General features: G+C 74.7%; 23 protein-coding genes. 12 read left to right on the top strand and 11 right to left on the bottom strand.

What is annotated here, in order from left to right; translation table 11 throughout:
• Positions 1-54: 54 nt before the first annotated feature.
• The 3 genes from AQJ58_RS33215 (at position 55) to AQJ58_RS33205 (ending at position 3774) form a co-directional block, all read left to right on the top strand.
• Positions 55-726, top strand: coding sequence for an alpha-ketoglutarate-dependent dioxygenase AlkB family protein (locus AQJ58_RS33215; RefSeq protein WP_067256880.1), 672 nt, complete (start codon positions 55-57; stop codon positions 724-726).
• 27 nt (positions 727-753) lie between these two features.
• Positions 754-1998 carry an ROK family protein gene (locus tag AQJ58_RS33210; protein ID WP_067256878.1) on the top strand — a complete coding sequence of 415 codons (1245 nt, stop codon included), beginning with the start codon at positions 754-756 and terminating at the stop codon, positions 1996-1998.
• 885 nt (positions 1999-2883) lie between these two features.
• Complete coding sequence (locus tag AQJ58_RS33205) at positions 2884-3774, top strand: NAD(P)-dependent oxidoreductase (protein ID WP_067256876.1); 891 nt, start codon at positions 2884-2886, stop codon at positions 3772-3774.
• A gap of 101 nt (positions 3775-3875) precedes the next feature.
• Here the strand turns inward: AQJ58_RS33205 and AQJ58_RS33200 are convergent, their stop codons facing one another.
• A complete protein-coding gene (locus AQJ58_RS33200) occupies positions 3876-4061 on the bottom strand; it encodes a DUF1272 domain-containing protein (protein WP_067256875.1) in 186 nt (61 codons plus the stop codon).
• 275 nt (positions 4062-4336) lie between these two features.
• On the opposite strand from AQJ58_RS33200, the gene AQJ58_RS33195 reads away from it, so the two are divergent.
• Genes AQJ58_RS33195 through AQJ58_RS33185 form a run of 3 tightly spaced genes read left to right on the top strand, consistent with a single transcriptional unit; the run spans position 4337 to position 7922 of the window.
• The gene (locus AQJ58_RS33195) at positions 4337-4618 is read left to right on the top strand and encodes an SHOCT domain-containing protein (RefSeq protein ID WP_067256873.1); all 282 of its coding nucleotides are present in this window, start codon (positions 4337-4339) and stop codon (positions 4616-4618) included.
• Complete coding sequence (locus AQJ58_RS33190) at positions 4615-5364, top strand: ABC transporter ATP-binding protein (protein WP_067256871.1); 750 nt, start codon at positions 4615-4617, stop codon at positions 5362-5364. The genes AQJ58_RS33195 and AQJ58_RS33190 overlap by 4 nt, the downstream gene beginning before the upstream one ends.
• Complete coding sequence (locus tag AQJ58_RS33185) at positions 5361-7922, top strand: ABC transporter permease (RefSeq protein ID WP_067256870.1); 2562 nt, start codon at positions 5361-5363, stop codon at positions 7920-7922. The genes AQJ58_RS33190 and AQJ58_RS33185 overlap by 4 nt, the downstream gene beginning before the upstream one ends.
• A 40-nt stretch (positions 7923-7962) precedes the next feature.
• On the opposite strand, the gene AQJ58_RS33180 is transcribed toward AQJ58_RS33185, so the two are convergent.
• Both AQJ58_RS33180 and AQJ58_RS33175 read right to left on the bottom strand, forming a co-directional pair.
• Entirely contained in the window at positions 7963-8502 is a 540-nt protein-coding gene (locus tag AQJ58_RS33180; protein WP_199844745.1) for an ATP-binding protein, read from the bottom strand.
• Positions 8503-8710: 208 nt separating this feature from the next.
• On the bottom strand, positions 8711-9034 hold the full coding sequence (locus tag AQJ58_RS33175; protein ID WP_055634135.1) for a hypothetical protein: 324 nt from the start codon (positions 9032-9034) through the stop codon (positions 8711-8713).
• Between the two features lie 364 nt (positions 9035-9398).
• Here AQJ58_RS33175 and AQJ58_RS33170 point away from each other — a divergent pair, with 364 nt between their 5' ends.
• The gene (locus AQJ58_RS33170; protein ID WP_067256868.1) at positions 9399-10523 is read left to right on the top strand and encodes an L-cysteine desulfhydrase Cds1; all 1125 of its coding nucleotides are present in this window, start codon (positions 9399-9401) and stop codon (positions 10521-10523) included.
• A 15-nt stretch (positions 10524-10538) separates the two neighbouring features.
• Here AQJ58_RS33170 and AQJ58_RS33165 read toward each other — a convergent pair whose 3' ends face one another.
• Positions 10539-11015, bottom strand: a complete 477-nt coding sequence (locus tag AQJ58_RS33165) for an SRPBCC family protein (RefSeq protein ID WP_067257134.1) — start codon at positions 11013-11015, stop codon at positions 10539-10541.
• 52 nt (positions 11016-11067) lie between these two features.
• A complete protein-coding gene (locus tag AQJ58_RS33160; RefSeq protein ID WP_067256867.1) occupies positions 11068-11898 on the bottom strand; it encodes a DeoR/GlpR family DNA-binding transcription regulator in 831 nt (276 codons plus the stop codon).
• A 274-nt stretch (positions 11899-12172) separates the two neighbouring features.
• Between AQJ58_RS33160 and AQJ58_RS33155 the strand changes: the two genes are divergently transcribed.
• Positions 12173-14620, top strand: a complete 2448-nt coding sequence (locus tag AQJ58_RS33155; protein ID WP_067256865.1) for an alpha/beta hydrolase family protein — start codon at positions 12173-12175, stop codon at positions 14618-14620.
• Between the two features lie 9 nt (positions 14621-14629).
• Here AQJ58_RS33155 and AQJ58_RS33150 read toward each other — a convergent pair whose 3' ends face one another.
• The 4 genes from AQJ58_RS33150 to AQJ58_RS33135 form a co-directional block, all read right to left on the bottom strand.
• The gene (locus tag AQJ58_RS33150) at positions 14630-17074 is read right to left on the bottom strand and encodes a right-handed parallel beta-helix repeat-containing protein (protein WP_067256864.1); all 2445 of its coding nucleotides are present in this window, start codon (positions 17072-17074) and stop codon (positions 14630-14632) included.
• A gap of 115 nt (positions 17075-17189) precedes the next feature.
• A complete protein-coding gene (locus AQJ58_RS33145) occupies positions 17190-17795 on the bottom strand; it encodes an Rv1733c family protein (RefSeq protein WP_067257131.1) in 606 nt (201 codons plus the stop codon).
• Positions 17796-17975: 180 nt separating this feature from the next.
• On the bottom strand, positions 17976-18797 hold the full coding sequence (locus tag AQJ58_RS33140; protein ID WP_067256862.1) for an MOSC domain-containing protein: 822 nt from the start codon (positions 18795-18797) through the stop codon (positions 17976-17978).
• Positions 18798-18837: 40 nt separating this feature from the next.
• Positions 18838-19278 carry a DUF6643 family protein gene (locus AQJ58_RS33135; protein ID WP_067257128.1) on the bottom strand — a complete coding sequence of 147 codons (441 nt, stop codon included), beginning with the start codon at positions 19276-19278 and terminating at the stop codon, positions 18838-18840.
• Between the two features lie 296 nt (positions 19279-19574).
• Between AQJ58_RS33135 and AQJ58_RS33130 the strand changes: the two genes are divergently transcribed.
• Positions 19575-20957: a TerD family protein gene (locus AQJ58_RS33130; RefSeq protein ID WP_067257126.1), complete on the top strand. Its 1383-nt coding sequence runs from the start codon at positions 19575-19577 to the stop codon at positions 20955-20957.
• A 15-nt stretch (positions 20958-20972) separates the two neighbouring features.
• On the opposite strand, the gene AQJ58_RS33125 is transcribed toward AQJ58_RS33130, so the two are convergent.
• Positions 20973-22166 carry a glycosyltransferase gene (locus tag AQJ58_RS33125; protein WP_067256861.1) on the bottom strand — a complete coding sequence of 398 codons (1194 nt, stop codon included), beginning with the start codon at positions 22164-22166 and terminating at the stop codon, positions 20973-20975.
• A gap of 39 nt (positions 22167-22205) precedes the next feature.
• On the opposite strand from AQJ58_RS33125, the gene AQJ58_RS33120 reads away from it, so the two are divergent.
• Entirely contained in the window at positions 22206-22991 is a 786-nt protein-coding gene (locus AQJ58_RS33120; RefSeq protein ID WP_067256859.1) for a glutamate racemase, read from the top strand.
• Between the two features lie 113 nt (positions 22992-23104).
• Positions 23105-23668: a hypothetical protein gene (locus AQJ58_RS33115; RefSeq protein ID WP_067256857.1), complete on the top strand. Its 564-nt coding sequence runs from the start codon at positions 23105-23107 to the stop codon at positions 23666-23668.
• Positions 23669-23686: 18 nt separating this feature from the next.
• On the opposite strand, the gene AQJ58_RS33110 is transcribed toward AQJ58_RS33115, so the two are convergent.
• Positions 23687-24757, bottom strand: a complete 1071-nt coding sequence (locus AQJ58_RS33110; RefSeq protein ID WP_079079392.1) for an O-antigen ligase family protein — start codon at positions 24755-24757, stop codon at positions 23687-23689.
• Positions 24758-25045: 288 nt separating this feature from the next.
• Here AQJ58_RS33110 and lnt point away from each other — a divergent pair, with 288 nt between their 5' ends.
• On the top strand, positions 25046-26662 hold the full coding sequence (gene lnt, locus AQJ58_RS33105; protein ID WP_067256855.1) for an apolipoprotein N-acyltransferase: 1617 nt from the start codon (positions 25046-25048) through the stop codon (positions 26660-26662).
• Positions 26663-26709: the final 47 nt, after the last annotated feature.

The raw sequence follows: 26709 nt of genomic DNA, 5'->3' as shown, positions 1-26709 counted from the left end.
CTAGCCCAGCCGCAGCTCAGGCCCGGTGTCGGTGCGATGGGGGAGGATGGCCGCATGGACGGCGAGCTGTTTCCCCGGCAGCGGGCCCGGATCGCGCCCGGCGCGGTGCACGTGCCCGACTGGCTCGACGCGGACCGGCAGGCGGACCTCCTCGAAGCCTGCCGCGTCTGGGCGAGGCCCCCGGCCGGCCTGCGCACGGTCCGCACGCCCGGCGGCGGCACGATGACCGCCCGCCAGGTCTGTCTGGGCTGGCACTGGTACCCGTACGCCTACGCCCGCACGGTCGTCGACGGGGACGGTACACCGGTGAAGCCGTTCCCGGACTGGCTCGGCGAGCTGGGGCGGCGCGCGGTGGCCGACGCGCTGGGACCGCGGGCGGTGGCCGCGGCGCCGTACGACATCGCGCTGGTCAACTTCTACGACGGCGACGCCCGTATGGGGCTGCACCGGGACGCCGACGAACGCTCCGACGCGCCCGTGGTGTCCCTGAGCCTCGGCGACACCTGCGTGTTCCGCTTCGGCAACACCGAGACCCGCACCCGGCCCTGGACCGACGTGGAACTGCGCAGCGGCGACCTGTTCGTGTTCGGCGGGGCCTCCCGGCTCGCCTACCACGGGGTGCCGCGCGTCCTGCCGGGCACGGCACCGGCGGGACTGGGCCTGACGGGACGGCTGAACCTCACGCTCCGGGTGAGCGGCTTCCCGCGGACGCCCGGCACCGGCTGACGAACGGATCATGGGAGACTCCCCCTCATGAGCGGCGACGCGGACCCCCGGCCGGCGGGGGAAGGAACCACCTCGAGGGCGCGGTTGGACCGGGGGCGCGGTGCGCTCGGGCCCGCGTTGGAGCTCGTGCACACCGGCCGGGCGCCCACCCGCTCCGTGCTCACCGCGGAACTCGGCGTCACCCGCGCCACGGCCGGCGCCGTCGCCTCGGAGCTGGAGGCGCTCGGGCTGATCCGGGTCGACGCGCGGCCCGGTGCCGCCGCCGGCTCCCAGGGCCGGCCCTCGCACCGGCTCGAACTCGCCGAGGAGGGCCCGGTCGCCCTGGCCGCCCAGGTGCACGCCGACGGGTTCCGGGCCGCGCTGGTCGGCCTCGGCGGCCGGATCGTCGCCACCACCCCCAGCTGCGAGACCGTGGACGCCGACCCGGCGAAGGTGCTCGGCGCCGCCATGGACGCCGGTGCCGACCTGCTGCGGCGCACCGGCCGCCGGTGCGTGGGCGCCGGGCTCGCCGTGCCGTCGGCGGTCACCGAACCGGAGGGGCTGGCCCTCAACCCCCTGCACCTGGCCTGGCCGGTGGGGGCGCCGGTGCGGGAGGTCTTCGCCGAACGCGTCCGGGCCGCCGGGATCACCGGCCCCGCCTTCGTCGGCAACGACGTCAACCTCGCCGCCCTCGCCGAACACCGGCACGGCGCCGGCCGCGGCGCCCGCGACCTGCTGTGCGTGGCCACCGGGCACCGGGGCGTCGGCGGCGCGCTCGTCCTCGACGGGCGTCTGCACACGGGCAGTTCGGGACTCGCCCTGGAGGTCGGGCACCTCACCGTCAACCCCGAGGGCCGCCCCTGCCACTGCGGCGGCCGCGGCTGCCTCGACGTCGAGGCCGACCCGCTGGCCCTCCTGACGACCGCCGGCCGCGAGCCCGGACCCGAGGGCTCGCTGCTCCACCAGGCCAACGAGCTGATCCGCGAGGAGTACGGCGACCCGTTCGTCCGTGCGGCCGCCGAGGCCCTCATCGACCGGCTCGGCCTCGGACTCGCGGGCCTGGTGAACATCCTCAACCCGGACCGGATCATCCTCGGCGGACTGCACCGCACCCTGCTCGACGCCGACCCCGACCGGCTGCGCGCGGTCGTCGCCGACCGCAGCCTGTGGGGCCGCAGCGGCGGTGTCCCCATCCTCGCCTGCACCCTCGCCCACAACAGCCTGGTCGGAGCGGCCGAGCTGGCCTGGCAGCCGGTGCTCGACGACCCCCTCGGGGCGCTGAGCGCGGCCTGAACCACGCTCACTCCCACCCTCGCCGGCGAGGGTCCACGGCCCCCTTCGTACCCAGCCTGTCGGGCCCCCCGAGCTCGTAGAGCCCGCCGAGCCTGTCGGGCCCCCGAGCCCGCCGCCGAGCCTGTCGGGCCCCCGAGCCCGTCGGGCCCCTTCGTACCCAGCCCGCCGAGTTCGTCGGGCCCCTGAGCCGTCCGGGCCCCCGAGACCGCCGCCGAGCCGTCCGGGCCGCCGAGACGGCCGGGCCGCCGAGACGGCCGGGTCCCCGAGACGGCCGGGTCCCCGAGACGGCCGGGTCCCCGAGACGGCCGGGTCCCCGAGACGGCCGGGTCCCCGAGACGGCCGGGTCCCCGAGACGGCCGGGTCCCCGCGACCGCCGGGCCCTGCGAGCCCGTCGACCCGTCATCCGGCCGCTCCCGGCCCGCCGAACCGGCCCCCGAGCCCTCCGGGCCGGGACGGAGCTCTGCGTGGGGTGCCGCCACGGCGTCCTGCGCTGGGTCCCGGGACGAGGCTCTGTGCAGGGGAGGCCGCCGAGCCCCCGAGCCCCGAGCCCCGAGCCCTCCGGGCCCCCGGGCCCCCGGGCCCTCCGGGCCTCCGGGCCCCGGAGCCCGCCGAGCCCCCCGGAGCCCGCCGAGCCCCCCGAGCCCGCCGAGCCCCCCGAGCCCGCCGAGCCCTCCGGGCTCCCGAGCCCTGCGCGCCCCGTAGACCCGTCATCCGGCCGCACCGGGGCGGCCCGCCCGCTGACGTCGGAGATCAAAGGCCCGTCCCGCGGCGCGGCGCACCGCTCACCCGCCCGGCCCTCCGCCTCGGCGCGGTCCGCCCGGACGGGGGAGGTCACCGGGGCCGCGGGACGGCCGCATGAGCGCCGCGTCGAAGTAGGTTGACGGCATGAGCCACCAGACCACCGTGACTGTCCTCGGCACCGGCATCATGGGTGCCGCCATGGCCCGCAACCTCGTCCGCGCCGGACACCCCGTCCGCGCCTGGAACCGCACCCGCGCCAAGGCCGAGCCGCTGGCCGCCGACGGCGTCACCGTCACCGACACCCCCGCCGAGGCCGTCCGGGACGCGGACGTCGTCCTGACCATGCTCTACGACGGTCCCTCCGCCCTGGAGGTCCTGCGCGAGGCCGCTCCCGCCCTGCGCCCCGGCGCCGCCTGGGTGCAGTCCACCACCGCCGGCCTCACGGCCGTCGGCGACCTGGCCGCCTTCGCCCGGGAGCACGGGCTCGTCTTCTTCGACGCGCCGGTGCTGGGCACCCGCCAGCCCGCCGAGGCCGGGCAGCTGACGGTCCTCGCGGCCGGCCCGGCCGCGCACCGGGACACGGTCGCGCCCGTCTTCGACGCGGTCGGCGCGCGCACCGTCTGGACCGGCGAGGACGGCGGCGCGGGCAGCGCCACGCGGCTGAAGCTGGTCGCCAACAGCTGGGTCCTCGCCGCGACCGCCGCGACCGGCGAGGTGCTCGCCCTCGCTCAGGCGCTCGACGTCGACCCGGCGGCGTTCTTCGGGCTGATCGAGGGCGGCCCGCTGGACATGGGCTATCTGCGGGCCAAGGCCGGGATGATCCTCGACGGGCGGCTCACCCCGCCCCAGTTCGCCGTGGACACCGCGGCCAAGGACGCCCGGCTGATCGTCGAGGCCGGCCGCGCGGGCGGCGTCCGCCTCGACGTGGCGGCCGCGAGCGCGGAACGCCTGGAGCGGGCGGCCGCGCAGGGACACGCCGACGAGGACATGGCGGCGGCCTACTTCGCGAGCTTCGACGAGAAGCCGTCCGCCTGACGCGGCGCAGCACCTCGACCGCCACCGCGCCGGACGCCGCCGTCGCCGCCCGCCCCGCGCGAGGCGCGTGCGGCGCCCGCGCGCCGCGGCCCGGGCCGCCGTCAGGCCGCGGCGGCCCGGCGCGGCCTGGACACCAGCTCGCCGCCGCAGTTGGGGCAGACACCCCGCAGCGCCTCGCCGCACGGCCCGCAGAACGTGCACTCGTAGGAGCAGATCAGCGCCGGTCCGTCGGGCGGCAGAACAGCCGTCGCACAGCGCTCGCAGCGCTTACGCATCTCCAGGGCCATGACCGTGCACTCCTCGTCCGCGGGGTCTCTCCGTCACCGGCCATGCTCGCGGACCGTACGGCGACCGACAGCGCCCCGGCAGGACAGGAACCGACAAGATCAGGCCACCCGCCCGCCGCGTCCGGAGCAGTCCCGGGACCCGGCGTGTACTCCCCGGGAGGTACCCGCACTGCCGCCGCCCGCACGACGACCCGGGCCCCCTCCCGGCGGGATTCTCGAGGCATCGCAGCACCGAGGAAACCCCACCGCGGAAAGCACCGAGGAGATGACCCGAGATGTACACCCTGGCGAACTGGGACGGCGGCGGCCCCGGCCCCTGGATCCTGTTCCTCCCGCTGATCTGGGCGGCCGTCGTGGCCGGCGTCGTCACCCTGCTGCGCCGCACGGTGTGGCGCGGTCGGCGCGGCCCCTGGCGGCCGGTCGACCGGCCCACCGGCGACTCGCCCCTCGCCGTCCTCGGCCGGCGCTTCGCCTCCGGCGAGATCGACGAGGACGAGTACTGGCGCCGGCTGTCCGTCCTGGACGAGCAGTTCGGCCGGAAGGGCGGCGCGCTGTGACCACCGCGACCGCCCTCACGACGGCCGCCCGTGTCGCCGACGCCGTCAAGGTGTACGGCGTCGGCGACACCGCCGTACGGGCGCTGGACGGGGTGAGCGTGGCCTTCCCGGCCGGACGCTTCACCGCGATCATGGGCCCGTCGGGCTCGGGCAAGTCCACCCTGATGCACTGCGCGGCGGGCCTGGACACGCTCACCTCCGGCGCCGCCTGGATCGGCGACACCGAGCTGGGCGCCCTCGACGACCGCCGCCTCACCCTGCTGCGCCGTGACCGGGTCGGGTTCGTCTTCCAGTCGTTCAACCTGGTCCCCACCCTGACCGTCGAGGAGAACATCCGGCTCCCGCTGGACCTCGCGGGTGCCACGGGCGAGGCCGAGTGGATCGACGCGCTGGTCGACACCGTCGGTCTGCGTGACCGACTGCACCACCGGCCCGCGCAGCTCTCCGGCGGACAGCAGCAACGAGTCGCCGTGGCCCGGGCGTTCGCCGGCCGTCCCGACGTCGTCTTCGCCGACGAGCCCACCGGCAACCTCGACTCGCGCACCGGGGGAGAGGTCCTCGGGCTCCTCGCCCGGACCGTGCGCCGCACCGGCCGTACCGTCGTGATGGTCACCCACGACCCGGTGGCCGCCGCCCACGCCGACGAGGTGGTCTTCCTCGCCGACGGACGGCTCGTCGACCGGATGGAGTCCCCGACCGCCGACCGCGTCCTGGACCGCATGAAAGCCTTCGAGGTGCTGTCATGAACGCTTCCCTGAGGCTCGGTCTCACCTCCCTGACGGCGCACGGGAGGCGGTTCGCCGGCACCTTCCTCGCGGTCTTCCTCGGCGTGGCCTTCCTCGCCGGAACGCTCGTCATGGGCGACACCCTGCGCGCGAGCTTCGACTCGATGTTCGGCAGCGCCACCGCCGGCACCGACGCCGTCGTCCGCGGCGCCGACGCCCTCACCACCCCCGGCGAGAGCCAGGGCGTACGGCGGCCGGTGGACACCTCCCTCGTTACGGCCCTGGAGAAGGTACCGGGGGTGGCGGCCGCCGCTCCGGACATCCAGGGCGCGGGCCAGCTCGTCGGCGCCGACGGCACGCCGATCGGGGGCCAGGGCCCGCCCACCCTCGCCGGCAACTGGATCGCCGACCCGAAACTCAATCCGTACCGGCTCGCCGAGGGCCGGCTCCCCGCCCGGTCCGGCGAGGTCGTCGTCAACCGCGGCACCGCCGAGCGGGGCGGACTGGGGATCGGCGACACGACCGTCCTGCGCACCCCCGACCCGGTGCGGGTGACGATCGTCGGGCTCGCCACCTTCGGCAGTGAGGACGGCATGGCCCAGGTGACCTACACCGGCATGACCCGGGCCGACGCCGAGAAGTACCTCACCGCCCGGCCCGGTCAAGCCGCGCGCATCGTGGTCCGCGCCGAGTCCGGAGTGAGCCAGGCGGAGCTGGTCGACCGGCTGACTCCCGTGCTTCCCCGGGGCGTCGAGGCCATCACCGGGCAGGAGGCGGCGCGGGAGAACACCGACATGATCGCCGGCCGGTTCCTCACGGTCTTCACGACGTTCCTGCTGGTCTTCTCCGGAGTCGCCCTGCTCGTCGCGACGTTCTCCATCCACAACACCTTCGCCATCGTCGTCGCCCAACGCACCCGGGAGAACGCCCTGTTGCGCGCCCTCGGCGCCTCCCGCCGCCAGGTCACCGCGGCCACGCTCGCCGAGGCGAGCGCCGTCGCCCTGACGGCCTCCGCGGCCGGACTGGCCGGGGGCATCGGGATCGCGGCCGGACTCCAGGCACTGTTCCCGGCCATCGGGTTCCCCTTCCCCGAGGGCGATCTGGTGATCAGCGGCCTGTCGCTGGGCATCCCCCTCGCGGTCGGCGTCCTGGTCTGCCTCGGGTCCGCCCTGCTGCCCGCTGTGCGCGCCGGACGCACCGCCCCGCTGGCCGCGCTGCGCGAGAGCGCCGCCGACACCACCGGCGCCTCCCGGCCGCGCGCCGTTCTCGGTGCGTCACTGCTGGCCCTGGCCCTCGCCACGACGCTGACCGGCGTCCTCCTCTCCCCTTCCGTCCTGACGGCAGCACTGGGCGCCGTCCTCGCCCTGGCCGCCTTCGTCGTCCTCGGCCCGGCGGCCTCCGGCGCGGCGGTACGGGTCCTGGGCAGCCCCCTGGGCCCGCTGCGCGGCGTCACCGGAGCCCTCGCCCGGCGCAACGCCCTGCGCAGTCCGGAGCGGACGGCCGCCACCGCGAGCGCCCTGATGATCGGCGTGGCCGTGGTGTCCCTGTTCACCGTGTTCGGGGCGTCGCTGAAGGCCACGGCGGATCAGACCGTCTCCCGGTCCTTCGCGGGCGACGTGGCCGTCAGCACCCCGTCCTTCGGCGCGGGCGGCAGCGGGCTGAGCCCGCGGCTGGCCCCCGCGATCGGCGCGCTCCCCGAGGTCGACACCGCCGTCGGGCTCGGCCGCGGCGTCGCCGAAGTCGACGGCGAGGGACGTGCGTTGACCGTGACCGACCCGGTGGCCCTGGCCCGCACCTTCGACCTGGGCACCGTACGCGGCGACCTGCGCGCCCTCGGCACCGACGGACTCGCCGTCACCCGCGCGGAGGCCGGACGGCGGGGGCTGCGGGTCGGCTACCGGGCCCGGCTCGCCTTCACCGACGGACAGCGGCGGACCTTCACCGTCCGAGCCGTCTACGGGCAGTCGGAACTCGCCGGCGACTACGTCATCACCCGCGCCGCCTGGGCCCCGCACCGTACCCAGGACGCCGACACCCTGATCGCCGTCTCCTTCAAGGACGGCGTGAGCACCGCGCAGGGCAGGGCGGCCGTCGAGCGGGTCGCCGCACGCTACGGCAATCCCGAGGTGCAGACCCGCGACGCGTACGCGGCCTCGTCGGCCGGCGGCATCGACATGATGCTCACCCTCGTCTACGCCCTGCTCGCCCTCGCGGTCCTGATCGCCCTCCTGGGCATCGCCAACACCCTGACGCTGGCGATCCACGAACGCACCCGCGAACTCGGCCTGCTGCGGGCCGTCGGCCAGACCCGGTCCCAGCTGCGGGCCATGGTCCGCTGGGAGTCGGTCCTGGTCGCCGCCTTCGGTACGGCGGGCGGTCTGGTGCTCGGCACCTTCCTGGGCTGGGTGCTGGTGCGGGCCTCCGACGGGGCGGGCGACAGCGCGTTCGCCTTCGCGCTGCCGCCCGCCCGGCTCGCCGTCGTCGCCCTCGTGGGCCTCGCCGCCGGTGCCTTCGCCGGACTGCGCCCGGCCCGGCGCGCGGCCCGCCTGGACGTACTGCGGGCCGTCGCCGCCGAATGACCGTACGGAAGGCCCCCGGTGGCGGCGGGTCACCGCCCGGTCAGCCGACGACGGCGGACCGGGCGGGAGCGTGGGAGGAACGGTGGACGTCCACCGCGACCACCTCGGGGAACGGGGACACGACCTGCTCCCGGGGTGTACGGCGCGGCGGACGCGCCGACCGCTCCGGCACCGCGGCCGACGCGGGCAGCGTGAACCAGACCACCTTGCCGGACTCCCCGTCGGGCCGCGCGCCCCAGCTCTCGCTCATCGCGGCCACCATGGCGAGGCCGCGCCCACAGGTGCTGAGGGTCCCGGTCTCCGGGACGTCCGCCGGAACCGGCAGCCGCGGATCGCGGTCGCGGACGGAGACGGTGAGCCGGTCCAGCAGCAGCTCCATCTCCACGACACACGTCTTGTCGGGCCGGGCGTGCAGGTGGACGTTGGTCAACAGCTCCGTCACACCGAGCGCGGCCCGGTCTATGAGGGGATCCAGATGCCAGTAGCGCAACTGCGCCGATACGATTCTGCGGACCTGGCCGATCCGCGACGGCAGGGCTTGGAGCTCCACCGTGCAGTGCCTGCTTGGGTTGCTGATCACGGCTGCGACTCCCCGACTGAGGTCCGGAAGAACACGGAGTTCGGATCGATGGAGCAGAGCTGCTGCGCGAGGCGGCCGCCTGCTGCGGTGCCCGGCGGGCTGGTTCGCAGCGTTATCGCCGGTAAACCCAGAGTGACGTGAGAACAGCGTGACTCAGGGGGTCCCGCGGCGCAACTCGCACGGCCCGCGGCTGCTCGGCTGCCTCGCCTCAGCGGGAGTGCCCCGCCGCCTTCCGTACGGCCTCGATGAACCGGCGGGCCGCGGGCGGCCCCGGCTCCCCCGGCGCGGGGTCGTGCTCGCCGAGGGTCAGCAGGTACCGGTTGCCGTTGAGGTCGGCCAACGCCCGGTCCTCCGGGGCGAACCAGGGCCGGGAGGCGCGGACCGCCTGCACCGGCGCGCTGTCGATCTCGCTGCCGTAACTGGTGAGCAACTCCAGCCTGCCGCCGCTGATCCGGACCTGCCCGGCCCGGGTGAGCGAACGCAGTCTCTTCCCGATCCGCACGCCCGTCGCCGTGAACTCCGGCTCCGCCATGCCTTCCCGCCCCCTTGCGGTCGTCCTCGCGTGAGCGAACTCGTCGCCTCGGTGATCCAGTGTGCGCCCCCGTCCGGGACCCGCGCCGCGCAGGGGCGTACGCCCTGACCGGGAGCCGCGCCCCGCCGGGTGCAGTCTGCCCCCGCCCGGCGTCGAGCACCAGTGCGTACGCCCCGCCGACCACGCCCTTCAGGAGCACTCGCGTGAATGCGCCCCCCGTGCGCCCGCACTGTCGTCCCAGGACCCCTTTGAGGTTCCCAAAGGGGTGTTTATGCAGGTGAGAAGCGGTACGGAAGGTGCCTATGATCGGTGTGCCGGCCGCCTCGGGCGCCCGTCGGCGCGATGCGTGTAAGGAGCTTCTGCCGTGACCACCCCCCAGCAGACCAGGACCGGCGCCACCCTCGACGTCGACCACAGCGACACCTTCTACCGCGACTGGCTGAAAGAGGCCGTCCGAAAGGTGCAGGCCGACGCCCAGCGCACGGCCGACACCCATCTCCTCCACTTCCCCCTTCCCGCCGACTGGGGTGTCGACCTGTACCTCAAGGACGAGTCCACCCACCCCACCGGCAGCCTCAAACACCGCCTCGCCCGCTCGCTGTTCCTGTACGGCCTGTGCAATGGCTGGATCCGGCCGGACCGCCCGGTGATCGAGGCCTCCAGCGGCTCCACCGCCGTGTCCGAGGCGTACTTCGCCAAGCTCGTCGGCGTGCCCTTCATCGCCGTCATGCCCCGCACCACGAGCGCCGAGAAGATCCGCCTCATCGAGTTCCACGGCGGCCGCTGTCACTTCGTCGACGACCCGCGCACCATGTACGAGGAGTCGGCCCGCCTCGCGGCGGACACCGGCGGCCACTACATGGACCAGTTCACCTACGCCGAGCGGGCCACCGACTGGCGTGGGAACAACAACATCGCCGAATCCGTCTTCCGCCAGCTGGAGTCGGAGCGGTTCCCGGAGCCCGCCTGGATCGTCGCCACGGCCGGCACCGGCGGCACCTCCGCGACCATCGCCCGGTACGTCCACTACACCCAGCGTGACACCCGCATCTGCGTCGCCGACCCCGAGAACTCCTGCTTCTTCGAAGGCTGGACCACCGGCGACCCGGACGTCACCTACGACTGCGGCTCCCGCATCGAGGGCATCGGACGGCCCCGGATGGAGCCGAGCTTCGTCCCGGGTGCCATCGACCGCATGATGAAGGTCCCGGACGCGGCCAGCGTCGCCGCAGTACGGGCCCTGGAGCAGGTCATCGGCCGCAAGGCGGGCGGTTCCACGGGCACCGGACTGTGGAGCGCGCTCAAGATCGTCGCCGAGATGGTCGCCGAGGGCCGGCGCGGCAGTGTGGTCACCCTGCTGTGCGACCCCGGCGACCGCTACCTCGACAAGTACTACTCCGACGCCTGGCTGGCCGCACAGGGTCTGGACATCGCGCCCTACACGGCGGCCATCGAGTCGCTCCTGGCGACCGGCGTCTGGCCGGAATGAGCCGGGCGCGCCGCGCTACGAACCCGCCGCGAGCCGCCGTTCCAGCCGGCCCATCGCATCCCGGAACGACAGCCCGAGCCCCGGGCCCGCCAGCCGCAGCGCACCCCGCACCACCACGGGCCCGTCCGCGGCGAACGTCCACCGCACCCGGGTCCCCGCCCCGGCCGGCGCCAGCCGCCACTCCTCGACCAGCGCCCGCACCCCCGGCGCGTTGGTGAGGTCCACCCGGTAGGCGTACAGCTCGGGCTCCTTCGCCGCGAGGACCGTCTCCCGGAACCGCGCGCCACCCCGCAGTCGTACGTCCCGCCCCGCGCCCTCGGCCAGCGGCTCGGCCGAGGAGACCGCCGGGAACCACGCGGCCCAGCCGGAGACGTCCGAGGCCAGTGCACGGAAGACCCGCTCCGGCGCGGCGGACAGGTCACGGGTGAAGCCCAGCCGGACGGGAGCGGCCCCGACGAAGTCGAGGCCCTCGGGACGCAGACGACGGACCATGGCGACACGGACCCCCTCGGTCGACGGAGCCGCCACCCTAGCCGTCACCCCGTCAGATGTCTTCCCCCGCGCCGTTCTCACCGGCGACGACCAGCCGCCGCAGGTGCTCGGAGATCTCCGCGCGGGCCGCGCCCGGCAGCCCGCCGTCCGTGACCAGGGTGTCGACCTGTTCCAGGGCCGCGAACGAACTCAGCCCCACCACACCCCACTTGGTGTGGTCGGCGACCACCACGACCCGGCGCGCCGAGTGCACCAGGCGCCGGTTGGTCTCGGCCTCCGCCAGGTTCGGCGTGGACAGCCCCGCCTCGGTGGATATCCCGTGCACCCCGAGGAACAGCAGATCGAAGTGGAGCGCCGCGATGGCCTGGTCGGCGACCGGCCCCACCAGCGAGTCGGACGGGGTGCGCACCCCACCGGTCAGCACCACCGTCGCCGCGCCCTGCCGGGGGCCCGAGGTGCGCTGCGCCACGTGGAAGACGTCGGCCACCCGCACCGAGTTCGTCACCACGGTCAGGTCCGGCACCTCGAGCAGCTGGTGGGCCAGCGCATAGGTCGTCGTACCGCCCGACAGCGCGATCGCGCTCCCCGGCGCGACCAGCTCCGCGGCGGCCCGCGCGATGTCCTCCTTGGCGGTCAGCTCCAGCCCCGACTTCGCCTCGAAGCCGGGCTCGTGCGTGCTCGCCTCCACCACCGGGACCGCGCCGCCGTGCACCTTCTCCAGCACACCCTGCCGGGCCAGCGCGTCCAGGTCGCGGCGGACCGTCATGTCCGACACGCCGAGTTTGCGGGTCAGCTCGTTGACACGGACGCCGCCCCGGCGGCGCACCTCGTCCAGGATCAGGGAGCGGCGCTGCTCCGCGAGGAGGTTCTGATTCTCGCTCACGTACGCTCCGGTCCTTTCCTCGGCGGTTCGACAGGCCCGCTCACCTGCTGCGACGAGAGGATTCTCACCGGTCCCGGGTGCGCGGGCGTCCCATCCTCGCACGACAGGACCCCGACCGTGCCAGCCCCCGACGCGTGCATGCCGACCGGAGCCGTGAAGTTCCCGTGTCGCACGGATCGGGGAGATTCGGTGTGCCGGGGTGTGGACGCCCGCCGGAGCGGAGATCCTGTGCCCGCGCGGACACAGCGATGCGGCGTGTCAGGGGGGAGTGCACATGGTGGAAGGCGCCTCGACGGGCAGAGCGGCCCTGGAACTCCTGGTCCACGGCGTGGGCGGCGCCACGCCCGAGAAGATGCTGAACGATCCGCGCACGGTACGGATCACCGGCGACGAGACGGCGGCGGTCTACCGCCGGGCCGAGGACGCCGATGCGGACGCCCCGGCGGCCGACGCCAACGCGCCCTCCGGCGCACCCGACGGGCGGCCGGTCCCCGAGGCGTACGTCTGGTCCAACCTGACCTCCGGCAACGGCACCCGTGCGCTGTGGCTGTTACTGCTGCCGTTCATGGTGGTCAACCTCGCCCACTGGATGCGCCCCGCGGCCCGCGAGGGCACCCGTGCGGTCCGCCTCTACGGCCTGCTCGTCCGGCTCGCCGGCCTCAGCCTGACGGTCCTCCTCGTCGCGGCGGCCTGCGAGGTCGCCCTCGACCTCACCGCCTGGCAGTGCGCCGGCACCCGCGCGTGCGCCGCCCGCCACTCCTGGCTGGGCTTTCTGTCCCCCGGCGGCTCGCACGGCGGCTGGTGGAGCACGCCGGGCCGCCGCCTCGCCCTCGCGGCCCTGGTCCCGACCGCCCTGACCGGCCTCCTGTGGTACCTCTCCCACCGCACCTGGCGGGCGTACGAGTCCCAGGAACCGCTCGACCGCGTTCCCGAGCCCGAGCACGGCCCCGTCCACACGGCGCTGAGCCGCCCCGGCTTCTGGTACGGCCGCCGTCTCGTCGCCCGGCTGCGCGCCGCGCACACCGCGGCGGGGCTGCTCACGGTGGCCGCGGCGGTCGGTACGGCCACCGCCCGCGAGGACCACCGGCCCGGCGGCCCCGCCGTCCTGGACGCGCTCGGCCGGCTGCTGGAGGTGTCCCTGGCCGCCGGAGCGCTCGCCGTGGTCTGGGTGGTGTGCCGGCGCGGCCGCAGCGAGAACCGCCTCGACCGCACCCTCGACGCCCACCTCGTCCACCGCCTCCCCCTCACCGCCCTCGCCCTCCTCGCCCTCACCCTCCTCTACACCGCCTGGAGCCGCCCGCACTGGCACTCCTCCGGCCGCCTGGCAGGCGACCCGGCCTTCGGCGCCCTCGCCCTCGCCCAGGGCACCCTCGTCCTCACCCTGGCCGCCGTCGCCCGCGCCCTGCACCGGGGCCGCCGGGACCGCACGGGCCAGGGGAGGGGCGCCGCGGTCGCGGTACCTCCTCAGGGAGGGGCCCCGGTCGACTCCGTGTCCCGGCGGCCGGAGCCCGGAGAATCCGCCCCGCCGGACCCGGCGGGTCCGGCCGCCGCGGCCCGGCCGGGGGACGGGGAGCGGTCCGCGCTGCGGGGGCTGGGCGGGCCCGCTGTCGTGATGCTGGCCTGCGCGCTGGGCGGGGTGATGTCCGGCGGGGTGGCGCAGCGGGTCGCGGACTGGCTGGACGGGACCGGGACCTCGATCGCCGGTCCGCCGGTGCTGCTGACCTGGCAGGCGTCCGTGATCCCCGTGCTGCTCGCCGTCCTGGCGGTGCTGTGCGCCCTGCTCGGGCGGCGGACCTGGCAGCTCACCCGGGCCGAGCGGGCCGCGGTGGTCCGGGAGTACCGCGCCGACCCCGGCGACCCGGCCCGCACCCGCCGCATCGCCCGCACCCGGTCGATGGCCGCGCTCACCGACCGCGGGCCCCTCCTCGTCGCCGTGACCGCCACCTCGACCCTGTTCCTCGGCGCGGGCGCCCTCGTCGGGGCCTCCGTGAGCGGTGAGACGCCGGTCCGGGCCACGGCGGCGGCCGGCTCCCTCGTCCACGGCGCCGCCCAGGCCGCGCAGGCGCTCGGCTCCTGGCTGATCGGCCTCGGCTTCCTCCTCTTCGTCACCTGGGGCCGGCGCGCCTACAAGGACGCCGCCGCACGGCGCACCATCGGCATCCTGTGGGACGTGGGCACCTTCTGGCCGCGCGCCGCCCACCCCTTCGCCCCGCCCTGCTACGCCGAGCGCGCGGTGCCCGACCTCACCTGGCGGATCACCGGCTGGACGCGTGCCACCGGCGGGCGACTCGTCCTCTCCGGGCACTCCCAGGGCAGCGTCCTCGCCGCGGCCGCCGCCTGGCAGCTGAAACCGTCCGACCGCAAGCGGGTCGCCCTGCTGACCTACGGCTCCCCGATCGAGCGCCTCTACGGCCGCTGGTTCCCGGCCCACTTCGGCCCCGCCGCGCTCGCCGCCCTGCACCGGGACATCGACTGCTGGCGCAACCTGTACCGCCTTACCGACCCCATCGGCGGCCCGGTACGCCTGACCGGCGACGACTGCGGCCCCGAGGTGGACCGCGCGCCCCTCGCGGACCCGCTGGCGTACGGCCGCACCGCCGAACACCCGCTGCCCGCGCCCGTCCTCGGCCACTCCGACTACCAGGCGGACCCGGCCTTCGCCGAGGAACGCGCCCGCCTGCTGGCCCGGCTGAGCCCACAACTGCCCGGGCAGCGCGCCTGAGAGCCCGGGTCAGGGCAGCTCGGGCAGGTCCTCCACGAACAGCAGGGTCAGGTCGTCCGTGTTCGGCTCGGCGAGCTGGGCGACCCGGCTCGCGTGCCGCTCCACCATCGCCTCGAACGTCTGGCGGGCCGTACGCCCGTTGCCGAAGGCGGCGCCCTTGGGGATCTCGGTGAAGTACTTCAGCAGAGCCTCGGCGCTGCCCGGCGCCAGCCGGTACTCGTGCTCCTCGGCCTGCTGCTCCACGATCCGCAGCAGCTCGTCCGGGCCGTAGTCGCCGAAGGTGATGGTCCGTGAGAAACGGGACGCCACACCCGGGTTGACGGTCAGGAACCGCTCCATCTCGGCCGTGTAGCCCGCCACGATCACCACCACGGAGTCCCGGTGGTCCTCCATCAGCTTCACGAGCGTGTCGATGGCCTCCTTGCCGAAGTCCCGGCCCGCGTCCTCCGGCGAGAGCGCGTACGCCTCGTCGATGAACAGCACCCCGCCGTGCGCCCGCTGGAACGCCTCCTGGGTACGGATGGCGGTGGACCCGATGTGCTCGCCGACGAGGTCGACCCGGGACACCTCGACGAGATGGCCCTTCTCCAGCACCTCCAGGGCCGCGAGGATCTCGCCGTACAGGCGGGCGACCGTCGTCTTGCCGGTGCCGGGGGAGCCCGTGAACACCAGGTGGCGCTTGACCGAGGCCGCCTTCAGGCCCGCCCGCTGCCGGCGCCGGCCCACCTCGATCATGTCCGTCAGCGCCCGTACCTCGCGCTTGACGCTCTCCAGGCCCACCAGCGCGTCGAGCTCGCCCAGCACGTCCAGGGACGTCCGCACCGGCACCTCCGTCCCGGCCTCGGCCGGCGCCGCCTGCGGCTCCGGCACGGTCACCCGCTGCTCGGGGATCGGACCGAGCAGACCCACTCCGGCGGAGGTCGTCTGCACGGCCGTCTCCCGGCTCGCCGCGGTCCGCAGGCCTGCGCTCTCGTCGCTGGTGCAGTCCTCGACCACGGCTCCCGCACCGGGCGCCCCGTCGGCCCCGGTCTCCGCGAACTCGTACCCCCCGCGCGCGCAGCGCTCCGTACGGCATCTGCGCAGGGTCGCCCGGCAACCGTCTATGACATGGAAGCCGTAGCCCCCGCTGTCGGTGACCCGGCAGTTCAGGAAGCTGCCCCGGCCCCCGGCGGAGACGTAGAAGCCGGCCTCGGCGGGGGAGGTGACCGTGCAGCGCTCCACCGTGGGGTCCGCGCCCTTGGTGACGATCACCCCCGTCTGGACGCCGTCCACCGTGCAGTTGTTGAGGGTGCCGCCGCTGCCGTGGTCGCGGAACCAGGCGCCGGTCGCGGCCTCCCGGATCCGGCAGTCGTCGAGCTGGGCGGTCGCTCCGTCGCTCACCGACACGGCCGTGTTGCGCACCTGCGTCAGATCGCTGTCGATGACGTCCGCACGCGAACCGCGGTCGAGGACGAACAGCGCGTCCGGCACGTCGTGCACCCGGCAGGAGTCGAGGACGGCGGTCGCGCCGTCGCTGACCCAGACGGCCGGGTAGTCCCCGGTGCTGTCGAAGATCTCGCACTGGTTGGCGTCGACCCGGGTGCCCGGGTCCCACACCGACAGTCCGTTGCGGCCGAACTGACGCACCGTCGTACGGGTCAGCGTCAGCACGGAGCGCGACCTGAGGTCGATCGCGTTCTCCGGGATGTCGTGGATTCGGCAGTCGGCCAGCGTCAGCACCGCGTCCGTGTCGAGCGTGACACCGTCGGCGGTGGTGCGGTGCACGGCGCAGTCGGTGAGGTGCGCGGTGGCCCGGGCGGTGACCTGCACCCCGCTGCCCCGGACCTCGTAGATCTCGCAACCCACCGCTTCGAGGCCGGAGTTGTCCCCGGTGACGCTCACTCCGGTACCGGAGGCGTGATGAATGCGGGAGCGCTCGAGGCGGGGGTGCGCGCCCCCGCGGACCAGGACGCCCGCCTGCCCGGCCGCGACGACCTCGCACTCCTCGAAGACACCGCCGCCGCCGTCGACCACGGCGATCCCGATGCCGGCCGGGTTGTCGACCGTGCACCGGCGCAGCGTGGGACGGGCGTTGCCGCGCACCTCGATGCCGGTGGCGGACCGCGTGACGATCCGCAGGTCGAGCAGCTCCGGCGTGCCCTCCTCGACGAGGACCGCGGGGGCGGCCGCGTCCTGGCCCTCCACGTGCAGGTCCTGCACCACCGCCGACGCGCACACCGTCAGCGGCACCCCGTCGACGGGAGCGATCCGTACGGAGCCGGGCGAGCCCTCGGGGCCGCGCAGGGTCACCGACCGCTGCACGACGAGGTTCTCCCGGTAGGTGCCGGGAGCGATGGTGAGGACGTCGCCCTCGGCCGCGGCCTCCAGGGCGGCGGCGAGCGATGCGTACTCACCCGTGCGGCGGCGCCACCTCGATGTGCCGGTGTGCGTCACCTGGACCGTGCCCTGTGCCATGGCGTTGTTGTGCCCCCACCTCGTCGTACGCGGGTTTGATGCCGAATCATGCATCATCCGGCCGGACCACCGTAGCGTGCGCGCGGGCGGTGGGTTGACCACTGACCGAACGACGTCAGCTACCGGTACCTGTACGGCCCCAGTCCGGGCCCGCGCGGTCCCACGCCTGGTCCCAGCGGGCGTACCGGCGGCGGACCATGCGCCAGAGGATCAGCCGTCGGCCGCCCTCGACCGCGCCGGCCGTCAGCAGGGACGCGCCGAATCCGGCCAGCACCGCGTGTGTCGTCGCGGTGGCGGAGTCCAGCGGCCGGGCCACGAGGGTGCCCCGCGTGTCCGTCCATATCGCGAAGTGGTCGCCGCGGTGCGGGGTCTTCAGGGCGGCCAGCACCGTGCCGTGCCGGTGGGTGCCGTCCGGCGCGGTCCAGGCGGCGAGGACCCGGCTGCGCGCCTCCCGCCCGGAGGCGGCCTCGGGATCGGCCTCCAGCGGCGAGGAGCCCTCCCCGCGCACGACCGTGGCCGTGATCTCGTGCCGGGCCCGGCGCTGCTCACGGACCGTCTGTTGCAGGGAGTCCTGGGCGACCGCGCCGATCAGGGAGCCCACGACGGGCGCCACGAGCAGGATCAGCAGCAGCGCCGACAGCGCCACCCAGGCCTCGACCAGATCCGTCCCGCGGCGCAGCGGATTGTGCCGCCAGCGCCAGATTCCACCGATCGCTCGCACCGTCCGCACCCCCTTCCCGCTCCGTGATAACCCCCGCCGGAGCCGTCCACGCGGGAACCCGGGTGAAGAGAGAGCGAAATCACCCACGCCCGGACCTCTCATGGACTTCTCACGAAAGCCCAACGCGTCGGCACCCGGTGGAGGTTCCCGCGGTCGAGGCGGTGCGCAGCGCGGCCGGATTCAGCCGGTCACCCGGACCGGGTCGCCGATCCGGACGGTGCCGCGGCCGAGGGGGACCAGGTTCTGGCCGAACACGAGCCTGCCGTCGATCCGGCGGTGCCGGCCGAGGGTGTGCAGGGGTTCCCGGCCGCGTCCGGCGGTGCGCTGGTCGGTGGTGGTGACGACACACCGTCCGCAGGCTTTGGCGATCCGGAAGGCGACCTCGCCGATCTCCACCCGTGACCAGCCGTCCTCGGCCCAGGGCTCGGTGCCCGACACGACCAGGTTCGGCCGGAAACGGTCCATCGGCAGCGGACCCTCGGCGGCGTGGTCGCCCTCGGCGATCAGCGTGTTGAGGGCGTCGAGCGAGGCGACCGTGATGAGGAGCAGCGGATAGCCGTCGGCGAAGCTGACGGTCTCGCCGGGCAGCGCGTACGCGGGATCGACGGGCCGACGGGTCGCGGGATCGTCCATGTGGACCAGGCGGACGCCGACGCCGAGATACGCGCTGCACCAGGCATGCGCCTCGGCGTCGGCGAGGACCCCCTCCACCTTGTCCCGGAAGATCTCCAGCGTGACCGGATCCATCGGCTCGGGCACCGCCACGGTCAGCGGCTCCAGGCCGGGCGCGGACAGCCGGACGCCGCCGGGCACGAGTGCGGCGGCGACCCGTGCCAGGCGCGGCTGTTGGCGTTGCGTGACGACCTTTCCCCCGTCGTCGATCAGCGCCCAGCGTCGGTCTCCGGCCAGCCCCCAGGGCTCCACGACGGCCTCCCGGGGCGCCTGGCCCCGGCACGCCTTGACCGGATACCGATGGATGGACAGCAGGTGCGCGTTCCGCATGAGGTCATCCTGCCAGGCGGGCGGGGCGACCCCGGGCGGATCAGTAGCCGCGGTACTGCTGGTTGTTGTACGGGTCCTGGTACTGCGGCGTGGCCGGCCGGGGAGCGGCGGGGCGCATGGCCTCGTAGCCCATCCCGGTCGCCGCCGGGCGCGGCTGCTGGGCCATCTGCGGCATCTGCGGACCCGGGTAACCGCGGGGCGCGGCGGCCTGCGGCGGGATGTACGCCGCGGGCGCCTGCTGGAGCGGCGAGGGCTGCTGCGCCTGCGGGTAGCCGTACGACGCCTGCGACGGGCCCGCCGGGAGGGCGGGCAGTGCCGACGGCAGCGCGGGCAGGTTGCTGCTGCTCGGCGTGTCGTAGGCGGCGGGGACCCGGATCGGGGCGATCTGCGGGGTGCCTCGCTCGGCCACGAGCGAGTCGTAGATCGGGGTGTCCGGGAAGGCGGAGTAGTAGCCGCCATAGGTGGAGCGGGGGGAGGTCATGGCCATAAGTTAAGCCCACGATGTGCTGGTTGGGGAGACCGATAAGAGGGTTGATTTCCGTGTCGGCAGTGCCGTCGGATCCCCAATGCGAGCGAACATGGGAAAAAGGGGCGCCAGGCAGGCCTCTGATCGTGTAAAAGCCGAGTTCCGGGCGGGTTACCGACGGGTCGGGCGGGGTCGTTCCGGTGCCTTTCCTGGGCCTGCGCCGTCCCGCCGAATAAGTTGACCGGGTAGACAGACGAGAGGCGCCGGCACACGGCCCGGCGCAGCGGAGGTCGAGGGGGGCGGACATGTCGATGCCGAAGGGTTCCAACACCCCGGTGCCGACCACGGCGCTACGGGTCGAGCTGGGCTGGCGCTCGGGGCCCGGGGTGCCCGACGCGGACGCCTCGGCGCTGCTGCTGGTGGGCGGGAAGGTGCGGTCCGACTCCGACTTCGTCTTCTACAACCAGCCGGCCCACTCCTCCGGAGCGGTCCGCCACGAGGGCAAGAGCACCGCCGGCGGCCGGGTGACCGACGTCCTGCTCGTCGACCTCGCGCGCGTGGAGCCCTCGATCGAGACCGTCGTGCTGGCCGCATCCGCCGACGGCGGCAGCTTCGCGCGGCTGCCCGACCTCTACATCGAGGTGCGGGACGCGGCGCTGGGCACCGTAGCCGCACGGTTCGACAGCACCGGCGCCACGGTCGAAACCGCCTTCGTGCTGGGTGAGTTCTACCGCCGCCAGGGTGCCTGGAAGTTCCGTGCCGTCGGGCAGGGGTACGCGACCGGCCTGGAGGGACTGGCCACGGACTTCGGCATCACCGTCGACGAGCCGCAGCACGCGGCCCCTCCTCAGCCGCCGTCCTCTCCTCAGCCCCTGGCCACGCCTCAGCCCCCGTCCACGCCTCAGTCCTGGTCCCCTCCTCAGCCGCCGTCCCCGCCGCTCACGGCCACGCCCCCGCCGCCCCCGGCCGCCCAGCCGACCCTGCCCGCGCTGCCGGTCACCGTGCCCCCGCCCGTCCACCAGACTCCGCCGCCGCCCGCCCCGCCCGCCGCCCCCGTCCGGCTGACCAAGGTGACGCTCACCAAGGCCGCCCCCGCCGTGTCCCTGAGCAAACAGGGCGGCACCTCTGGGGTCATGCGCGTCAACCTCAACTGGGAGGTGCGCAGGCAGTTCTCGGGCTGGGGCAGCAAGCGCGGGCGGGCCGTCGCCCTGCACAACGACCTCGACCTCGACCTGTGCGCCCTGTTCGAGCTGACCGACGGCCGCAAGGGGGTCGTGCAGGCCCTCGGCAACGCCTTCGGAGCGCTGCACCAGCCGCCGTACATCCACCTCGACGGCGACGACCGCACCGGGGCCGTCGCCGACGGCGAGAACCTCACGATCAACCTCGACCACAGGAACGACTTCCGGCGCATCCTCGTCTTCGTCACCATCTACGAAGGAGCACGCTCCTTCGCGGACCTGCACGCGACGGTCACGCTGCTGCCCCAGTTCGGCGCCCCGGTCGACTTCGCCCTCGACGAGTGCACCGTTCCCTCGACCGTGTGCGCGCTCGCGCTGATCACGCAACAGGGCGGCGACCTGATCGTCCAGCGCGAGGCCCGCTACCTCGTGCCCGAGCGGGGGGTCAGCCCGCAGCGGACCGTCGACCGCGTCTACAACTGGGGCATGAACTGGACACCTGGCCGCAAATGACCCCTTCCCGGCGGTTCAGCCCTCGTCGGTCACGGTGTCCGGACGGGCGTAGGTGCGCCCCTTCCAGGCCGCGCCCCGCCCCCGGTGGTGCTGCACGGCGGAGTCCACCGTCATCAGCAGGTACAGGAACGCGGTGAACGGCAGCAGCGGCGCCAGCCACCAGGGCTGACGGTAATAACGGAGCATCGGCAGGTACGTCCCCGTCATCACCAGCCACGCAAGCCCGCCGAGCAGCGCGGCGGCCGGGTCGCCGGCCGCCCACCCGACGGCCAGGGCCAGCGGCGGCACCAGGTACACCAGTACCAGGCCGAGCACCGTACCGCCCAGCAGCAGGGGACTGTGCCGCAGTTGCGCGTAGGCGCTGCGCGAGACCATCCGCCACAGGTCGTGCAGCCCCGGATAGGGGCGCACGCTGTCCACCCGCTCGGCCAGCCCCAGCCAGATCCGGCCCCCCGTGCGCTTCACCGCGCGCGCGAGCGCCACGTCGTCGATGACCGCGTGACGGATGGAGTCCGGGATCCGAGCCCGCTCGGCCGCCTCGGCGCGCAGCAGCACACACCCGCCCGCCGCTGCCGCCGTCCGCCCCCCGCGCCGCCCGATCCGGCGGAACGGATACAGCTGGGCGAAGAAGTAGACGAACGCCGGCACCACCAGCCGCTCCCACAGGCTCTCCACCCGCAGCCGCGCCATCTGCGACACGACGTCGAAGCCCCCGGTGCGCGCCGCCGCCACCAGCTCCCGCAGGCTGTCCGGCGCGTGCGCGATGTCGGCGTCCGTCAGCAGCAGATACTCCGGCCCACGCGCGCGTGCCAGCGCGATGCCGTGCCGCACCGCCCACAGCTTCCCCGTCCACCCCGCCGGCGGTTCACCCGGCGAGGCGACGGTCAGCGGCAGCCCGCCGTGCCGCCGCGCGAGTTCCCGCGCGAGGTGCCCGGTGCCGTCCGAGCTGCCGTCGTCGACGAGGAACACCTCGGCGTGCCCCGGGTAGTCCTGGGCGAGCAGCGTCGGCAGGCTGGCGGGCAGGACCGCCGCCTCGTCACGCGCCGGGACGACCACACACACCCGCGGCCACTCCCGCGGCTCGCGCCGGGGCGGCAGCCTGACGTCCGTGCGCCAGAAGAAGCCCTGACAGAGCGACAGCCACACCCAGGCGGCCAGGGACACGGCGGCGATCCACACGACGGCGCTCACCCGCGCAGTGTGCCCCACCCCGCCGGTCCGTAGGAGCACATCGTCTATGGTGGCCGGGTGAAGATCGCGCTCATGGACTCCGGAATCGGGCTGCTGGCGGCCACCGCCGCGGTACGGCGTCTGCGACCCGACGCCGATCTCGTGCTCTCCCTCGACCCCGACGGCATGCCCTGGGGCCCGCGTACCCCGCAGGACCTCACCGCGCGCGCGGTGGCCGTCGCCGAGGCCGCAGCCGCCCACCGCCCCGACGCCCTGATCGTCGGCTGCAACACCGCGACCGTGCACGCCCTGCCCGCCCTGCGCGCCCTTCTCGAACCGGGCATCCCGGTCATCGGCACCGTCCCCGCGATCAAGCCGGCCGCGGCCGGCGGCGGCCCGGTCGCCATCTGGGCCACCCCGGCCACCACCGGCAGCCCCTACCAGCGCGGTCTGATCGAGGACTTCGCCGGCGGGGTCGACGTGGCCGAGGTCCCCTGCTGGGGCCTCGCCGAGGCCGTCGAACACGCGGACGAGACGGCGATCGCGTCCGCCGTCGCAGCGGCCGCCGCCCTCACGCCCGAGGACGTCACCACCGTCGTCCTGGGCTGCACCCACTACGAACTGGTCGCCGACCGCATCCGCGCCGCGGTCCAGCGCCCCGGCCGGCCGCCCCTCGCCCTGCACGGCTCGGCCGGTGCCGTCGCCGCACAGGCCCTGCGCCGCCTCGGAGCCCCGCCCGAGCCCGGAGCGACCGGCCTCGGCTCCGTGACCGTTCTGCTCAGCGGCCGCGAGGGCGGCCTCCCGCAGGCCGCCCTCGCCTACCCGGAGGGCCGGCTGCTCCAGAGCGTCACTCCGGCACCGTGACCGGCGGTCACCGGCGCTGAGGCCCCAGTCCCGCGTCCCACGCGCCGCCCGTCGGCGCCGTCACCCTGTGCGACGCCCTACCAGCGCAGGGAAACCTGGGTAACCTCATGTATATGAGGGACCACTCCCACGTTCACCCCCCGGGCGCGGGCGGGGACACCCCGCATCCGGATGTCTGGACCGGCCGGGCCACCAACCGGTTCCAGTGGCTGCTCGCGCTGGTCGGCGCCGCCTGCATGGCGCTCGGCATCGAACTCGCCGTCGACTCCGCCTGGACGTCCGGCACCATCCCCCTCGTCATGTCCGTCGTGGGCTGCATCGCGGCCGGACTGCTGGTCCTCTTCGGTACCCTCGCCTTCGTCCACGTCGACCTCAGACTCGACCAGGACGTGCTGGAGGTGCGGTGCGGCCACATCGGCCTGCCCCGCCGCCGGATCCCGCTCTCGCACGTCGCGGGCGCCGAATTCGACCCCTGCGTCACCCCGCGCCACTGGGGAGGCTGGGGCTACCGCTGGCGCCCGGAGAAGGGCACCGCCGTCGTCGTACGCCGGGGCGAGGGCGTGGTGCTGCGGCTGTGGGACGGCCATACGTTCACGATCACCGTCGACGAGGCCGAATCCGCCGTGGAGGCGATCCGGGCCCGGCTGCGGCCGAAGACGCCCGGCCCGGCCCTGTGACCCCCACTGTCCCGGACGTCAGACGACGGGACGGTCGCGTTCCCTGCGCGATCCGGCCGACGGCCCGGACACCGGCTCGTCCGCCAGCGGCCGGGCCGTCGCCAGGCCCGCCAGGAGGCCGGCACCGACCGACACCGTCGTGAAGCTCAGCGCGTTGCCGAGGGCGGAGAGCGCCGCGACGGCGGTGAGCGCGGCGCCCGCCGTGAGGACGACCGGCGTCGGACGAGGCGCGCGCCCCAGCGCGAACAGCACCCAGCAGTACGCCGCCGCGAGGAGCAGCACCCCTACGACACCCTGTTCCGCCGCCAGTTGCAGAGGCGCCGAGTGCGGCTTGCCGTCGGGCAGCGCCGACTGCGCCGCCGCGGTGCTCAGCTCCCCGAAGCGGCCGGGCCCCACACCGAGCCCCGCGTTGCCGTGGGCCAGGTGCAGCGCGTCACGCCAGAGGGCGACCCGGCGCGGTGTGAGCTGGTCCGCCAGCGACGAGCCGAGGCCCGAGGGCAGCACATCACCGGCGACCGCCCAGGTCAGGCCGGTCACCGCGGCCGTGGCGACGGCGAGACCGGCGAGGGCCGCACCCCGGTGGCGCATCCGCCCCGCGGCCAGGGAGCACAGCAGGACACCACCGCACGTCACGACCGCCGCGACCGAGCCCAGCGCGGCTCCCGCCACCATCGCACCGCAGGCCGACAGCCGCAGGGCGAGCCGTAGCAGCGGCACCGGCGTCGCCCAGGCGGCGCAGCACGCGGCGCCCGCCGAGAGTGAGAGCACCGCGGCGGTGGCACCCGCGTGGCCCAGCGGTGAGGCGGTCTCCGGTCCCGGCGCCAGCCGGGGCAGTGCCACGCTCAGGGTGAGCCCGGCCAGCGCCGCGGCACCGGGCGCGGCCACCGGCAGCAGCACTCCGCAGATCCGCCCCGTGGCGTAGCCGGCCGCGACGGCCAGCACCGCGAGCAGGACTCCCTCGGGGCGGCCGCCGTGCACGGCCGCGCTGACCAGCGACCACGCGGCGCAGGCGCCGAGCACGGCCACTCCCACCGCGTCGGCGGCGGTGTGTCTGTCTCCGTCGGCGTCCGCGCCCGCCGCCGTCGTCATCCCCGTGGAACCCGTGGACCCCACCAGACCCCCCGAACCCGGTCGCCCCCGGCCAGTACCACCCCGGACGTCTGTGCGAACGGGGTTCCGGCACACCGTAACGGCTGATGGCCGGTTTGTGGATGAGATGTGCCGGGATTGTGCATCACACTGGTCCACACTGGTCCGCGGGATGCCTCAGCGGGCCGTGCGGCGGCCCACCGTGACCGTGCTGTCGGCCACAGGGACCTCTGTCGGCCACAGGGGCCGTCCTGTCGGCCAAAAGGTGACCCGCCGTACACTCCCCGAGTGACCGTCACCGCAACTTCCGTGGGCCAGCCCGACCAGCTCGAGCCCCAGACCACGCCGGTTCCCCGCCGTGCGCGGCTGCTGCGCCTCCTGCCCGCCGCCGCGGCGGCGCTCGCCGGAGTGCTGCTCTACGCCAGCTTCCCGCCCCGGACCGTCTGGTGGCTGGCCCTGCCGGCCTTCGCGGTCTTCGGCTGGGTGCTGCGCGGGCGTACCTGGAAGGCGGCGCTCGGCCTCGGCTACCTGTTCGGCCTGGGCTTCCTGCTGCCGCTCCTCGTGTGGACCGGCGTCGAGGTCGGTCCCGGCCCCTGGCTCGCCCTGGTCGCCATCGAAGCGGTCTTCGTCGCCCTGGTCGGTGTCGGCGTCGCCAAGGTCTCGAAGCTGCCCGCCTGGCCGGTGTGGGCGGCGGCCCTCTGGACGGCCGGCGAGGCCGCACGCGCACGCGTGCCGTTCAACGGCTTCCCGTGGGGCAAGATCGCCTTCGGCCAGGCGGACGGTGTCTTCCTGCCGCTCGCCGCGCTCGGCGGCACCCCGGTCCTCGGCTTCGCCGTCGTGCTGTGCGGGTTCGGTCTCTACGAGACGGTCCGGCTGCTCCTGGACCGCCGACGCACCGGTGAGCTCCGCAGGTCGGCCGCCGCCGTGGCCCTGCTCAGCCTGACCGTCCCCGTCGGCGCCGCCCTGGCCTCACGCGCCCTGGTGAGCGACAAGGCGGAGGACGGCACCGCGACGGTCGCCGTCATCCAGGGCAACGTGCCCCGCCTCGGGCTGGACTTCAACGCCCAGCGCCGCGCCGTCCTCGACTACCACGCGCGCGAGACGGAACGGCTGGCCGCCGAGGTCAAGGCGGGCAAGAAGCCACAGCCCGACTTCGTGCTGTGGCCCGAGAACTCCTCCGACATCGACCCCTTCGCGTACGCGGACGCGGCCGTCGTCATCGACAAGGCCGCCAAGGCCGTCGGGGTGCCCATCTCGGTCGGCGGAGTTGTCGAGCGCGGCGGCAGGCTCTACAACGAGCAGATCCTCTGGGACCCCGAGAAGGGCCCCACCCAGACCTACGACAAGAGGCAGATCCAGCCGTTCGGCGAGTACCTCCCGCTGCGCTCCCTGATCGGCGCGATCAACAGCCAGTGGACGTCGATGGTCCGCCAGGACTTCAGCCGGGGCACCAAGCCGGGCGTGTTCACCATGGACGACGCGAAGGTGGGCCTGGTCACCTGCTATGAGGCCGCCTTCGACTGGGCGGTGCGCTCCGAGGTCACCGACGGCGCCCAGCTGATCTCCGTGCCCAGCAACAACGCCACCTTCGACCGCAGCGAGATGACCTACCAGCAGCTCGCCATGTCCCGCGTCCGCGCCGTCGAGCACAGCCGCACCGTGACCGTACCCGTCACCAGCGGCGTCAGCGCGATCATCATGCCCGACGGCAGGATCACCCAGAAGACCGGCATGTTCGTCGCGGACAACCTCGTGCAGAAGGTGCCGCTGCGGTCCTCCGAGACGCCCGCGACCCGGCTCGGGATCCTCCCGGAGATCGCCCTGGTGCTCGTCGCCGCGGGCGGTCTGGGCTGGGCCGTCGCGGCGGGCGTCCGCGCCCGGCGGGGCGCCGGCGCCCGGGCGTAGGCGTAGGTCGGGTTCAGGCGTAGGCGTAGGCCGGGGGCGCCGCCGCC

Origin of the sequence: Streptomyces sp. DSM 15324 (assembly GCF_001514285.1) — a bacterium.
In the GTDB taxonomy this organism is placed as follows: domain Bacteria; phylum Actinomycetota; class Actinomycetes; order Streptomycetales; family Streptomycetaceae; genus Streptomyces.
This window is presented reverse-complemented; position numbering and strand designations above follow the sequence as displayed.

Coding starts and splice junctions, on each gene's coding strand:
- AQJ58_RS33215 (WP_067256880.1), top strand. CDS start 55: ATGGACGGCGAGCTGTTTCCCCGGCAGCGGGCCCGGATCGCGCCCGGC.
- AQJ58_RS33210 (WP_067256878.1), top strand. CDS start 754: ATGAGCGGCGACGCGGACCCCCGGCCGGCGGGGGAAGGAACCACCTCG.
- AQJ58_RS33205 (WP_067256876.1), top strand. CDS start 2,884: ATGAGCCACCAGACCACCGTGACTGTCCTCGGCACCGGCATCATGGGT.
- AQJ58_RS33200 (WP_067256875.1), bottom strand. CDS start 4,061: ATGGCCCTGGAGATGCGTAAGCGCTGCGAGCGCTGTGCGACGGCTGTT.
- AQJ58_RS33195 (WP_067256873.1), top strand. CDS start 4,337: ATGTACACCCTGGCGAACTGGGACGGCGGCGGCCCCGGCCCCTGGATC.
- AQJ58_RS33185 (WP_067256870.1), top strand. CDS start 5,361: ATGAACGCTTCCCTGAGGCTCGGTCTCACCTCCCTGACGGCGCACGGG.
- AQJ58_RS33175 (WP_055634135.1), bottom strand. CDS start 9,034: ATGGCGGAGCCGGAGTTCACGGCGACGGGCGTGCGGATCGGGAAGAGA.
- AQJ58_RS33165 (WP_067257134.1), bottom strand. CDS start 11,015: ATGGTCCGTCGTCTGCGTCCCGAGGGCCTCGACTTCGTCGGGGCCGCT.
- AQJ58_RS33155 (WP_067256865.1), top strand. CDS start 12,173: ATGGTGGAAGGCGCCTCGACGGGCAGAGCGGCCCTGGAACTCCTGGTC.
- AQJ58_RS33150 (WP_067256864.1), bottom strand. CDS start 17,074: ATGGCACAGGGCACGGTCCAGGTGACGCACACCGGCACATCGAGGTGG.
- AQJ58_RS33140 (WP_067256862.1), bottom strand. CDS start 18,797: ATGCGGAACGCGCACCTGCTGTCCATCCATCGGTATCCGGTCAAGGCG.
- AQJ58_RS33135 (WP_067257128.1), bottom strand. CDS start 19,278: ATGACCTCCCCCCGCTCCACCTATGGCGGCTACTACTCCGCCTTCCCG.
- AQJ58_RS33130 (WP_067257126.1), top strand. CDS start 19,575: ATGCCGAAGGGTTCCAACACCCCGGTGCCGACCACGGCGCTACGGGTC.
- AQJ58_RS33115 (WP_067256857.1), top strand. CDS start 23,105: ATGAGGGACCACTCCCACGTTCACCCCCCGGGCGCGGGCGGGGACACC.
- AQJ58_RS33110 (WP_079079392.1), bottom strand. CDS start 24,757: ATGACGACGGCGGCGGGCGCGGACGCCGACGGAGACAGACACACCGCC.